General features: G+C 66.6%; 10 protein-coding genes. 3 read left to right on the forward strand and 7 right to left on the reverse strand.

Annotated features, from left to right (window positions below; translation table 11 throughout):
* Window positions 1-8: 8 nt before the first annotated feature.
* Window positions 9-1,457: a helix-turn-helix transcriptional regulator gene (locus B4F19_RS03130; RefSeq protein WP_292732802.1), complete on the reverse strand. Its 1,449-nt coding sequence runs from the start codon at window positions 1,455-1,457 to the stop codon at window positions 9-11.
* 203 nt (window positions 1,458-1,660) lie between these two features.
* On the opposite strand from B4F19_RS03130, the gene aceB reads away from it, so the two are divergent.
* Both aceB and B4F19_RS03140 read left to right on the forward strand, forming a co-directional pair.
* Window positions 1,661-3,322 carry a malate synthase A gene (gene aceB, locus B4F19_RS03135; RefSeq protein ID WP_374198012.1) on the forward strand — a complete coding sequence of 554 codons (1,662 nt, stop codon included), beginning with the start codon at window positions 1,661-1,663 and terminating at the stop codon, window positions 3,320-3,322.
* 32 nt (window positions 3,323-3,354) lie between these two features.
* Window positions 3,355-4,950, forward strand: coding sequence for an isocitrate lyase (locus B4F19_RS03140; RefSeq protein WP_228177930.1), 1,596 nt, complete (start codon window positions 3,355-3,357; stop codon window positions 4,948-4,950).
* 85 nt (window positions 4,951-5,035) lie between these two features.
* Here the strand turns inward: B4F19_RS03140 and B4F19_RS03145 are convergent, their stop codons facing one another.
* The 6 genes from B4F19_RS03145 to B4F19_RS03170 form a co-directional block, all read right to left on the reverse strand.
* Window positions 5,036-6,757, reverse strand: a complete 1,722-nt coding sequence (locus B4F19_RS03145; RefSeq protein ID WP_228177929.1) for an acyl-CoA dehydrogenase — start codon at window positions 6,755-6,757, stop codon at window positions 5,036-5,038.
* 187 nt (window positions 6,758-6,944) lie between these two features.
* The gene (locus tag B4F19_RS03150; RefSeq protein WP_228177928.1) at window positions 6,945-7,568 is read right to left on the reverse strand and encodes a response regulator; all 624 of its coding nucleotides are present in this window, start codon (window positions 7,566-7,568) and stop codon (window positions 6,945-6,947) included.
* Entirely contained in the window at window positions 7,565-8,728 is a 1,164-nt protein-coding gene (locus B4F19_RS03155) for a sensor histidine kinase (protein ID WP_292732774.1), read from the reverse strand. The genes B4F19_RS03150 and B4F19_RS03155 overlap by 4 nt, the downstream gene beginning before the upstream one ends.
* Before the next feature lie 39 nt (window positions 8,729-8,767).
* Window positions 8,768-9,616: an ABC transporter permease gene (locus B4F19_RS03160; RefSeq protein WP_292730022.1), complete on the reverse strand. Its 849-nt coding sequence runs from the start codon at window positions 9,614-9,616 to the stop codon at window positions 8,768-8,770.
* Window positions 9,613-10,518: an ABC transporter ATP-binding protein gene (locus B4F19_RS03165; protein WP_292732776.1), complete on the reverse strand. Its 906-nt coding sequence runs from the start codon at window positions 10,516-10,518 to the stop codon at window positions 9,613-9,615. The genes B4F19_RS03160 and B4F19_RS03165 overlap by 4 nt, the downstream gene beginning before the upstream one ends.
* A 103-nt stretch (window positions 10,519-10,621) precedes the next feature.
* Complete coding sequence (locus B4F19_RS03170; protein WP_292732778.1) at window positions 10,622-11,659, reverse strand: glycosyltransferase; 1,038 nt, start codon at window positions 11,657-11,659, stop codon at window positions 10,622-10,624.
* A 39-nt stretch (window positions 11,660-11,698) separates the two neighbouring features.
* Between B4F19_RS03170 and B4F19_RS03175 the strand changes: the two genes are divergently transcribed.
* Window positions 11,699-11,968 carry a response regulator transcription factor gene (locus tag B4F19_RS03175; RefSeq protein ID WP_228177922.1) on the forward strand — a complete coding sequence of 90 codons (270 nt, stop codon included), beginning with the start codon at window positions 11,699-11,701 and terminating at the stop codon, window positions 11,966-11,968.
* Window positions 11,969-11,974: the final 6 nt, after the last annotated feature.

Genomic DNA, 11,974 nt, shown 5'->3' on the forward strand with positions numbered 1-11,974 from the left:
AGCCCGGCTCACTCGGGTGCGTGGGCCTCGAGGAACTCGTAGATGTCTGTCGTGTCCACACCGGGGAACGCCCCCGTAGGGAGGGTGGCAAGGAGCGTGCGCGGGGTACGCACGTTCGGCCAGGAGTGACCACGCCAGGATGACTCCAGCTCTGCCGGCGCGCGGCGACAGCACACCTCCACCGAATGGCGGGAGAGGCCACGATTGGTCGTCTCACGGCCGATGAACCACTTCGTGTCGTCGAAGCGCACGCCCACGCTGACCGAATGGAGCCCCTCGGACGAGGGCTCGACGCGCGCGGTGCACCAGTAGGTCCCGTTACCGGTGTCGGTGTACTGGAAGTACGGGTTGAACCGGTCGGGGATGTCGAACACGACGCGGCTCGTCCATTTGCGGCAGCACATCTGCCCCTCGATGGAACCGAACCGGTCGGTCGGGAAGTTCACGTCGTCGTTCTCGTAGGCCTTGGTGATCGTGCCCGACTCATGGACCTTCAGAAAGTGCACCGGAAGATCGAGGTGAACCGTCGCGAGGTTCGTGAATCGGTGAGCTGCCGTCTCGTACGAGACCGAGTACGCGTCACGCAGGTCTTCGATGGACAGCGCGCGGCGAGCCTTGGCTTCCTGCAGAAACGGCACGGCGTCGGCCTCCGGCATGAGGAGCGCCCCCGTCAGATAGTTGATCTCGACGCGCTGTCGCAGGAAGTCACCGTAGCTGGCGGGCTCAGCATGGCTCAGGATGCGGCTAGCCAGTGACTGCAGCACCGCAGTGCGGGCATCGCGCTTGCTGGCGATCGTGCTCGAGAGGTACAGCCTGCCGTGCTTGAGGTCCAGGACGCTGCGCGTGGTCAGCGGGACATCCGAGACGTAATGGATCGTGAAGCCGAGGTGGGCCGCGATATCGGATGCCGTGCGCTGCGTGAGCGGGCCACCGGTGTGTCCGACGGCGGCCAACAGGTCGCGGGCGTGAGCCTCGAGGTCGGCGAAATAGTTCTGCTGACTGGTCATAAGGCGGCGTAGGGACAGGTTCGCGCGGCGCGCCACTTCCGGAGTGGCTGCCCGTTCGTCTCGCAGCCGCTCGATCTCGCCCTGCAACGCAAGCATCGCCGCGAGCACCTCATCGGGGAGTGAGCGACCGATGCGAAACGGGGAGATTCCGAGTGCCTGGAAGGTCGGCCCCCGCATCGCCCGCTCGAGGGAGACCTCCATCGTCGCGCGCTCGTCCAGCGGCTCTGACTCCAGCAGGGCGTCCAGATCCGTTCCGAGCGCGCGCGCGATGGTGCGTAGCAGCGTGAGCTTGGGCTCTCGCTTTCCGTTCTCGATCATCGACAACTGGCTCGGAGCACGGTCGACCGCCGCCGCCAGGTCGTCGAGGGTCATCCGCCGCTCGGTGCGCAACTGGCGGATGCGCCTGCCGATGGTGAGTGTGTCGATGACATCGTCGTCATCCGTTGTCATCGCCGGGAGCGACTCTTCCGGCGCTGTGAGGCTCGTCATAGCGCCGATTCTGTCACAGAAGCGGAATTTCGTGTGATCTTCACAACCGATCTGGTCAGGTTGGCGCCAAAACTTCACGGAGAGTAGGTGCACGACGACCAACCAGGCGTCGATCCACCGGATGAGAAGCCGGCGGATGAGAGACCAGACAGGACGGATGCGCCATGACTGCAACCACCACCCCGATGCCCGCCCGGACGGCCCCCGTGCCGACCTCGAGCGCCGCGGCGGTGCTCGAGGTCGTCGGCCCGATCCGCGATCGCTACGACGAGATCCTCACACCCGACGCGCTCGCGTTCCTCACTGAGCTGCATTCTCGATTCTCGGCCCGCCGTCACGATCGCCTCGCCGACCGGATGCGGCGCCGGTTCGAGATCGGCAACGGCCACGACCCGCAGTTCCGCGACGACACCGCGCACATCCGCCACGACGACGAGTGGCGGGTGGCCGGCGCCGGCCCCGGCCTCGAGGACCGGCGCGTGGAGATCACCGGCCCCACCGACCCGAAGATGACGATCAACGCTTTGAACTCGGGAGCGAAGGTGTGGCTCGCCGACCAGGAAGACGCGACCAGCCCCACCTGGAAGAACGTGATCGAGGGGCAGCTGAGCCTGTACGACGCCATTCGCGGCCAGCTGCAGTTCACGAGCCCTGAAGGTAAGAGCTACGAGGTCACCGCCGAACAGACCCCGACGATCGTGATGCGCCCGCGGGGGTGGCACCTCGTCGAGAAGCACCTGCGCTACACCGACCGCACCGGACGCACGATGGATGCCTCGGGCTCGCTCGTGGACTTCGGGCTCTACTTCTTCCACAACGCGAAGCAGCTGATCGAGAACGGAGTGGGTCCCTACTTCTACATCGCCAAGCTCGAGTCCGCGGAGGAAGCCAAGCTCTGGGACGACGTGTTCACCTTCAGTGAGCGCTACCTCGGCATCGAGCACGGCACGATCCGCGCCACGGTGCTGATCGAGACCCTGCCCGCCGCCTTCGAGATGGAGGAGATCCTCTTCGAGATGCGGGACCACGTCGCGGGCCTGAATGCCGGCCGCTGGGACTACATCTTCTCGATCATCAAGAACTACCGCGGCCGCGGGGCGCGGTTCGTGCTGCCCGACCGCAGCGAAGTGACAATGACGGTGCCGTTCATGCGGGCCTACACCGAACTGCTCGTGAAGACCTGCCACAAGCGGGGTGCCTTCGCGATCGGCGGCATGAGTGCCTTCATCCCCAACCGCCGCGATCCCGAGGTGACCGAGCGTGCCTTTGAGAAGGTGGCAGCCGACAAGAAGCGGGAGGCCGGCGACGGGTTCGATGGCACGTGGGTGGCCCATCCCGACCTGATCCCGGTGGCGCGCGCGGAGTTCGACGCGGTCCTCGGCGACCGACCCAACCAGCTCGACCGGCAGCGACCCGACGTGTCGGTGCGCGCCGCAGATCTCATCGATGTGCACATCGGTCGCCCCATCACGGCATCCGGCGTCTACGGCAACGTGTCTGTCGGCATCCGGTACATCGAAGCGTGGCTCCGAGGCCTCGGAGCCGTGGCGATCGACAACCTCATGGAGGACGCCGCGACCGCCGAGATTAGCCGCTCCCAGATCTGGCAGTGGATCCACCAGGACCGGACCACTGAGGACGGCACGCCCATCACCCGTGAGTACGTCGAGGGGCTGATCTCCCAGGTGCTGGGCGAGGTGTCGCGCTTCGAGGGCGACCGGTTCGACGACGCTGCAGCGATCTTCCGCGAAGTCGCGCTCGGAACCGAGTTCCCCGCCTTCCTCACCCTCCCCGCCTACTCGCGCTACCTGGTCGAGACCGACTGATCGCGCCCGAGACCCACGACGAAGGACATGACATGACCACCTACCAGGACGACATCGCCGCCATCCGGGACCTCAAGCAGCAGCACGGTCCCGCCTGGGACGCCATCAACCCCGAGTCCGTCGCACGGATGCGGGCGCAGAACCGGTTCCGCACCGGGCTCGAGATCGCGCAGTACACCGCCGACATCATGCGCCGCGACATGGCCGAGTACGACGCCGACTCCTCGCTGTACACGCAGTCACTCGGGGTCTGGCACGGCTTCATCGGCCAGCAGAAGCTGATCTCGATCAAAAAGCACCTGAAGAGTACGAACAAGCGCTACCTCTACCTCTCGGGGTGGATGGTCGCGGCGCTCCGCTCGGAGTTCGGGCCGCTGCCTGACCAGTCCATGCATGAGAAGACCGCGGTACCGGCGCTCATCGAGGAGCTCTACACGTTCCTGCGCCAGGCCGATGCTCGCGAGCTGGACCTGCTGTTCACGAAGCTGGATGCCGCACGGGCAGCGGGCGACGAGACCGCGGCCGAGTTCATTCAGTCCCAGATCGACAACCACGAGACCCACGTGGTGCCGATCATCGCCGACATCGATGCGGGCTTCGGTAACCCCGAGGCCACCTACCTGCTGGCCAAGAAGATGATCGAGGCAGGCGCCTGCGCCATCCAGATCGAAAACCAGGTCTCGGACGAGAAGCAGTGCGGTCACCAGGACGGCAAAGTCACCGTTCCCCACGAGGACTTCATTGCGAAGCTCACCGCGGTGCGCTATGCGTTCCTCGAACTCGGGATCGACAACGGCATCATCGTTGCCCGCACTGACTCGCTCGGCGCGGGTCTCACGCAGAAGCTCGCTGTCACTCACGAACCCGGGGACCTCGGCGACAAGTACAACTCGTTTCTGGACGTCGAGGAGATCTCGGATGCCGACCTCGGCAACGGCGATGTCGTCATCAAGCGCGACGGCAAGCTGCTGCGTCCCAAGCGGCTGGCGAGCAACCTGTACCAGTTCCGTCCCGGGACCGGCGAAGAACGGTGCGTGCTCGACTGCATCACGTCGCTGCGAAATGGCGCTGATCTGCTATGGATCGAGACCGAGAAGCCGCACGTGGAGCAGATCGCCGGGATGGTGGATGCAATCCGCGAGGAGATCCCGAACGCGAAGCTCGTGTACAACAACAGCCCCTCGTTCAACTGGACACTGAACTTCCGTCAGCAGGCCTACGACGCCCTCGCCGCGGAGGGGAAGGATGTCTCGGCATACGATCGCGCCGATCTCATGAGCGTCGAGTACGACGACACGGAGCTCGCGCGGCTGGCCGACGAGAAGATCCGCACCTTCCAGCGCGACGGCTCGGCCCGGGCAGGGATCTTCCACCACCTCATCACGCTGCCGACCTACCATACGGCGGCACTGTCGACCGATGACCTCTCAAAGGGGTACTTCGGCGACGAGGGGATGCTCGCCTACGTGCGGGGTGTGCAGCGCCGCGAGATCCGCGAGGGCATCGCTACCGTCAAGCACCAGAACATGGCAGGAAGCGACATCGGCGACAACCACAAGGAGTACTTCGCCGGTGACGCTGCCCTCAAGGCCGGAGGTCAGCACAACACGATGAACCAGTTCAGCTGATCATCGACCAGACACGGATGCCCCGGACGACATCGTCCGGGGCATCCGTCGTGCCCTGGCCCGTCGTCCCGCAGCGCAGGACGGGTCAGGCGATTTCGCCCGCGGCCACGACCTCCGCCAGGCCCGCAACGCGTGAAAGGTGATAGACCCCGTAGGCGTCTGCTTCACGGATGCGGCGCGCGTCGGTATCCGTCTGGGTGTCGTGCGCGAGCGTTGCCGCGAGCATCCGGGCGTGCATGAGCCCACCGGCGAGGAATCCGAGGAGCATGAGGTACGGGACGCTGACGGCATATGCGTCGCGGGTCGTCCCGAACGCGATCAGCCGGGCTGTAGCCTCTTCGGCCGCCGCGCGGGCACTTTCGAGCCGGCTCGCGGTGCGCGCCGCTACCGGGTGGTCGAACGCCTCAAGCGCGGCGATAGCCTCGGCGACCTCCTGGAGCACTCGCGCGACAGTCGTGCCGCCGTCTCGAATGACCTTGCGGCCGATGAGGTCGTTGGACTGGATGGCCGTCGTGCCCTCATAGATCGGCATGATGCGGGCGTCGCGGTAGTGCTGCGGGGCCCCGGATTCCTCGATGAAGCCCATGCCACCGTGCACCTGGATCGCATCGGACGTGATCCGCAGTGCCTCTTCGGTGGTCCATCCCTTGAAGATCGGGACGAACAGTTCGGCAAGACGGATGCCGTCAGCATCCGTGGCCCGGTCGAACAGGTCGCCGACGTACACACCGAGGGCGCGCATCGCGGCGATTTCGCTCGCCATCGACAGCAGCAGGCGCCGCACATCGGGGTGCTCCGCGATCGGGGTTCCGTCGGGTCGGTCCAGCACCGCACCCTGCATGCGCTCTTCGGCATACGCTCGCGCGCGCTGGTAGGCGCGGTCGCTGATGCCGGTGGCTTGCAGGCCCATGCCGACCCGCGCCGAGTTCATCATGACGAACATGCCGGCAAGGCCCCCGTGGAGCTCGCCCACGAGGAAACCGGTCGCTCCCTCGTACTCAAGCACGCAGGTCGGGCTCCCGTGGATGCCGAGCTTGTGCTCGACCGAGACGGTCGTGATCGCGTTGCGTTCCCCGGGGTTGCCTGACGCGTCGGGCAGGAACTTCGGGGCGACGAACAGCGAGATCCCCTTCGATCCCTCAGGGGCATCTGGTGTGCGGGCGAGGACGAGGTGGACGATGTTCTCGGCGACATCGTGGTCGCCCCACGTGATGAAGATCTTCTGACCCTTGATCGACCACGTGCCGTCGCCGTTCGGGGTCGCCATGGTGCGGATCGCGCCGAGGTCGGTGCCCGCCTGCGGCTCGGTGAGGTTCATCGTGCCGGTCCACTCGCCGCTGACGAGCCGCGTGAGGTATTGCTCGCGCAGATCGTCGGAGGCATAAGCGTCCAGGGCGTGGATCGCACCGGTGTTGAGGGCACTGCAGAGTGCGAACGAGGTATTGGCGGCGTTCCACATCTCACCGAGGCCCGCCTGCACGAGCGCGGGAAGCCCGTCCCCGCCCGCTGATTCGGGAGCCTCAGCGGTGACCCAGCCTGCGTCGACGATGGCACGATAGGCCTCCGGAAACCCCGTGGGCGTCTTAGCCTGACCGTCGACCACCGTCACTCCCTCGCGGTCGCCGGAGGCGTTCAGCGGTGCGAGGACCTCTGCGGCGAGCTCCCCTGCCGCAGAAAGTGCGTCAACGGCATCTTCTGCGGAGAGCGCACCGTCTGTGGCCCGGGCCACGACGTCGGTGCCGAACGCCTCGGCGAACAGGAACGCGTAGTCATCGACGGGAGGAACGTAGGCGGAGGTGTCAGCCATGACGAACTCGCTTTCAAGAGGTGGGACTGCGACTCATCATAGATGACACTGCGTCTCACGGCGCGTGCAGCATCCGTCTCCCCCTCTCCGCCGAACCCACACCTTCTGCGCTGAACCCACACCTTTCAGCCCGCGAATCGTGTGGGCTCGCGCCGGACTCTGTGGGTTCAGCGACGGTGGCTGGGGGCTAGAGGATGCCGCGCTCCAGGGCTACCGTCACCGCGTGGGTGCGATCGGCGACCTCAAGCTTGTCGAAGACCTTCAGCAGGTGGGTTTTCACCGTCGACTCACCGATGCCGAGGTCGAGGCCGATGAGCTTGTTGCTGCGGCCCCGGGCTACCAGACGCAGCACCTCGATCTCGCGCGGAGTCAGGGTCACGGATGCCGCGGGCTCACGCATCCGTAACACCAGTCGGGCCGCAACCGCCGGGGAGAGCGCCGTCTGCCCGGCTGCGACAGACCGGATGCCGGCGATGATCTCGTCCTGCGGGGCGGCCTTGAGGAGATAGCCCGCCGCCCCAGCTTCGATCGCCGCGAGAATCTGGTCGTCGCTCTCGTAGGTCGTGAGAATCAGCACGCGCGGGGCATCGTCGCCCATGGCGACAATGCTCGCTGTGGCAGCGACGCCGTCGAGCACTGGCATCCGCAGGTCCATGAGCACGACATCCGGCTTCTCGCGCGCCACGAGCTCGACTGCCTGCGCGCCGTCGGTCGCTTGCCCGACGACGTCGAAGCCTTCCTCGTCCGCGAAAAGACCGGCAAGCCCGGCACGGACGACGGGATGGTCATCGGCGATCAGCAGCCGGATCATGCGGCAACTCCTGCACGCGGCAGCAGAATCGTGAGGACCGAGCCGCGGCCGGGGACCGAGTCGACCTCAACGGATCCTCCGGCGAGTGTTGCACGGTCGCTGATGCCGTCGAGTCCGAATCCGGTGCGGGCAGCTGAGGGGTCGAATCCGACTCCGTCGTCGCGGACGGTCATCCCAATCCCCTCGCCGTGGGGCGCGACGGTCACGACCACTAATGTCGCCCGCGCGTGCTTGCGCACGTTAGCGAGTGCCTCCTGCAGGCAGCGCAGCAGCACGACCTGCTGTTCGCGATCGAGATCCACACCGGCCGCGACCTCGACGTCGATCGCGAGACCGACCTCCGCACGGAAGCGCGCGGCGAGACGTTCGATCGCTGCCGCGAGAGCATCATCGGCGGGGACCGCTGCCATCCGCGCCACGAGCGCGCGAGACTCGGCGAGCGCCTCGCGCGCGGTCTGCTCGATCGTCGCGATCGCCTCGGCAGCGGCATCGGTTCGCCCGTCCCGCGCCTGCCTGCCCGCCCGCTCGCTCAACAGGACGAGACCCGCGAGAGTTTGGGCCAGAGTGTCGTGGATGTCGCGAGCGATGCGCTCCCGCTCCTCTGCCGCGCCCCGATCGCGGCTAAGCGCCTCGACCTGCGACTGCGCTTCGGTCAGCTCGGTCACCAGACGCGCCCGCTCCTCGCCATACTCGGCGATGCTCGAGATCCACAGACCTAGGGCGGTTGCAAACACGACGGCAAGGCCCGCCGAGAGGATGCCTTCCCAGAGCGACTCGATCGTGAAGCCGCCGTGAGCCACGAATCCGATGAAGACACCGAAACCAATCGCGACGGATCCGAGCACGCCTCCTCGTCGGGTGTCGACCGAGACCCAGACGAGCGGATAGGCCAAGGTCTGCAGCATCGCGATGAACGGGGCAGCGGCGACGCCCACTCCGATCGAGATGGCCAACAGGATGACGAACACAACAGCAAGCGGCGTGCTGCCACCCCGGCGTAGCCGCCGCCCGAATCCGAAGTACGCGACGATCAGAAGCGCCGCGGAGGCCGCCACCAGCGCCCGGCCCAGGACATCGAGGTCCGACAGGATCAGGACGGGGGCGACGATGGCTGCCGCCACGATCGGGACCACAGCATCCCACCATCGCGATTCGCTCATCATCGCCCCCTCTCCTGCGTCACGCGTGACCGCCCCAGGCTACGCGTCGCGTCGGATCCACCGGAAGGTGAGCCGGCTGATGACGAGGCCCACGACGAGCCAGATGAGCAGAGCGATCGCAACGCCGCCGAGCTCCCAGGCGCCACTCTGCTCGAGAGTCGCGTATTCCGGCGGCAGGAAGACCGCACGCATGCCCTTCGCCATCCACGCCAGGGGGAAGAGGTTCGCAACGTTCTGCAGCCACTCCGGTAGCAGCCAGAAGAACAGGTAGACGCCCGAGATGAACTGCAGCACGAGCGCCACCGGGATCACGACCGCCGACGCACTGCGGGCGCTGCGAGGGATGGCCGAGATGGCGATTCCGAGGAACGCGGATGTCGCCAAGCCCAGGACGAACACCCACGCGAAGGTGAGCCACGACTCGGCATCGGAGGGAAGCGGCACGCCCAGCACGAGCCCCGCGAACGCGAGCAGCACCGCTGCCTGCACGGTGCCGGTGACCAGTACCTGACCGATCTTGCCGATGAAATAGCTCACGGGCGACAGCGGTGTGCCACCGAGCCGCTTGAGGGTGCCGTCATGCCGCTCGAGCGCGATGTCGATCGCCAGGTTCTGCAAGCCCGACAGCAGGACCCCCGCGGCGAGCATGCCGGGGAGGTACATCTGAGCCGCCGAGAGGGCCGGCAGCCCTTGCCCGTAACTCTGCTCGCCGTCACCGCCGAAGACGGTGCTGAACAGGGCGAGCATGAGGATCGGGAAGAGGAATGTGAAGAAGATCGTCTCGGGCGAGCGCGTATAGCCGCGGATCTCGAACCCGGTACGACGGATGCCGTGGCGCAGCGCGTGCGTCGGGCTGAGGCGGGATGGGGGAAAGGCGATAGCGGTCATGACAGGGTCTCCGGAATCGAGGAGGACGGCGCGGCAACTGTCTCGCCCGGCACGGCTGCGCCCTCCGGGTCGACCATGCCGAGGTAGATGTCTTCGAGGGTGGGGCGGCGGATCTCAAGCTCCTCGGGTTCGCCGCCCAGGCGCTCGGCGAGCGAACGGGCGAAGGCCCAGGGCTCTGGGGTGCGCTCGGTGTGCAGCGTCCCACCTTCGCGCCAGGTGACGCGCGGCATCCGGGCGTCTTCACCCCCGAACGTGGCGATGGGTCCGATCGCCTGGAGCACGCCCCGATCGATTACTGCAACCCGATCGGCCAGCTGCGCAGCCTCATCGAGGTAGTGGGTGGTGAGCAGGATCGTTGTGCCTTCGCCCTGAAGCCTGCTGATGAGACTCCAGAACTCCCGACGCGCCTGCGGGTCGAACCCGGTGGTCGGCTCATCGAGGAAGAGGAGTTCGGGGTTCCCGATGATGCCGAGGGCGACATCGACGCGGCGTTGCTGGCCGCCGGAGAGTTTGGCGATGCGCGTGTTCGCCTTCTCCTCCAGCCCTACAGCCGCGATCACCTCCTCCACGTCCCGCGGCCGCGGGTAGTAGCCGGCGAACTGGCGCAGCTGCTCGCGCACCGTGAAGGCGCCGGCCTGGCCGGTGGTCTGCAGCACGATGCCCAGACGTGCCTTCCACGCCAGACCCCCATGTCCGGGGTCATCTCCGAGCACCGACACCTCGCCACTTGTGCGGCGGCGATACCCTTCGAGGATTTCGACGGTGGTGGACTTGCCGGCGCCGTTGGGGCCCAGCAGGGCAAAGGTCTCACCGCGAACGATGTCGAACGACACGTCGTCGACGGCAGCTCGCGATCCGTAGGTCTTCCGCAGGTTCCGCACCCGCACCGCATCGTTTTCCATGCTTCCAGCGTGCCGCGGCGAGACCGGAGGCGACAGCGGCCGTTGGGTTGGTGCGGCATCCCCCATTCGGTGGATGCCGCACCTCAGCCCCGGCGCGCGAGATTCAGCGAACCTCGGTCAGCGCATCCTCGTGGATGACGGCGAGAATGCGGGAGATGGGATCGTGATCCGCACCCAGAACACTGCCGATGGCCGCACTCTGGTGTGCGAAGCGCAGATCAGCAAGCACTGTCCCTACAGCCTGCGCGATCCGCTCCGGCGAAGGGGTTCCCGTTCGCAGGTCCACTCCCATGCCGGCCCACGCGACGCGCGCCGCAACCTCGGGCTTATCTTCGGTCGCCCCCGCGACGACGAGCGGGACGCCGTGACGGGCGGCCAATTGAACGCCTCCGAAGCCTCCGTTGGTGACCATGACAGAAGTCCGCGACAACAGCGCACCGTAGGGAAGGTAGCGTGCGACCCTCACGTTGGCGGGCAGTCGCCCCTCTGGGAAGAGATCGGTGAGGCTCTCGACGTCCCGACCTCCGGTCGAGGCGACGACGGTGACGGGTTCGTCCGCGAGCGCACGAATAGTCGGGGCCACAAGGCGCTCGAAGTCGAGGTTGTCGATCGTTCCCTGGGTGACGTGCACGATCGGACGCTCACCCACCTGATCCCACCAGTCCGGCAGCTCGGTGCCGCTGCTGGACGCTGGAAGCGGTCCGAGAAACTCGATGCGATCGGTGAGTTCGCGGCGCGGATACTCCAGACCGGGAAGGGTCAGTTGGAAGACCCCATCGTATGAGAGCGCCGCGTCGAAGATCCAGGCACCCTGTGTCACTCCGCACTCTGCCAGCGCCTGGTTCAGCGCGCGGTACTGCGCTGGCACCACGCTCATGAATATCCCGATGAGGTCGTGACGGAGTGCTGCGATACCGCGCTTGTCGGCCCGTCTGGGCAGGAAAGCGTCGAGGTCCGCGTCGTCGAAGTCGACGGCGGCCGGAAGCGGCAAGAACCGAGCTCCAGCCGCCTCCACGCGGCCGCGGTACTTCTGGCCGGCGAGGACGCAGATGTCGTGGCCGCGAGAAGCGAGACCCTCAGCAACCCCGAGGATCGAGAGAATGTGGCCATGGATGGGCGGCGAGGCCAGCAGGAGCTTCATTTGGCATCCTCCGCCCGGAGCACGGGGTGGTTACCGCGAATGAGATCGGTCACGATCGAACCGGCGCGCCCGCCCGAGATCGTTCCCCTCATGATCACCGCATACTGCCTGACGCCGCGGGAGACGAAGATCGTGCAAGCGATGACGCGCGGGGAAGCTACGCAGGCGATCGCTCAGTCATTGCACCTGTCTCCGTACACCGTGCAGGACCACTTTCAGGCGATCTTCGCGAAACTCGGCGTCTCGTCGCGCCGCGAAGTGGCGTCGCGCCTGTTCACGCTGTTGTACGCGGACGCGCAGCTCGACTGACCGCCG

Source organism: Microbacterium sp. UBA1097 (assembly GCF_002313585.1).
GTDB lineage: Bacteria > Actinomycetota > Actinomycetes > Actinomycetales > Microbacteriaceae > Microbacterium.

Excerpts from the sequence above, each read along its gene's own strand:
- B4F19_RS03130 (WP_292732802.1), bottom strand. The coding sequence starts at position 1,457 with ATGACAACGGATGACGACGATGTCATCGACACACTCACCATCGGCAGG.
- aceB (WP_374198012.1), top strand. The coding sequence starts at position 1,661 with ATGACTGCAACCACCACCCCGATGCCCGCCCGGACGGCCCCCGTGCCG.
- B4F19_RS03140 (WP_228177930.1), top strand. The coding sequence starts at position 3,355 with ATGACCACCTACCAGGACGACATCGCCGCCATCCGGGACCTCAAGCAG.
- B4F19_RS03145 (WP_228177929.1), bottom strand. The coding sequence starts at position 6,757 with ATGGCTGACACCTCCGCCTACGTTCCTCCCGTCGATGACTACGCGTTC.
- B4F19_RS03150 (WP_228177928.1), bottom strand. The coding sequence starts at position 7,568 with ATGATCCGGCTGCTGATCGCCGATGACCATCCCGTCGTCCGTGCCGGG.
- B4F19_RS03155 (WP_292732774.1), bottom strand. The coding sequence starts at position 8,728 with ATGAGCGAATCGCGATGGTGGGATGCTGTGGTCCCGATCGTGGCGGCA.
- B4F19_RS03160 (WP_292730022.1), bottom strand. The coding sequence starts at position 9,616 with ATGACCGCTATCGCCTTTCCCCCATCCCGCCTCAGCCCGACGCACGCG.
- B4F19_RS03165 (WP_292732776.1), bottom strand. The coding sequence starts at position 10,518 with ATGGAAAACGATGCGGTGCGGGTGCGGAACCTGCGGAAGACCTACGGA.
- B4F19_RS03170 (WP_292732778.1), bottom strand. The coding sequence starts at position 11,659 with ATGAAGCTCCTGCTGGCCTCGCCGCCCATCCATGGCCACATTCTCTCG.
- B4F19_RS03175 (WP_228177922.1), top strand. The coding sequence starts at position 11,699 with ATGAGATCGGTCACGATCGAACCGGCGCGCCCGCCCGAGATCGTTCCC.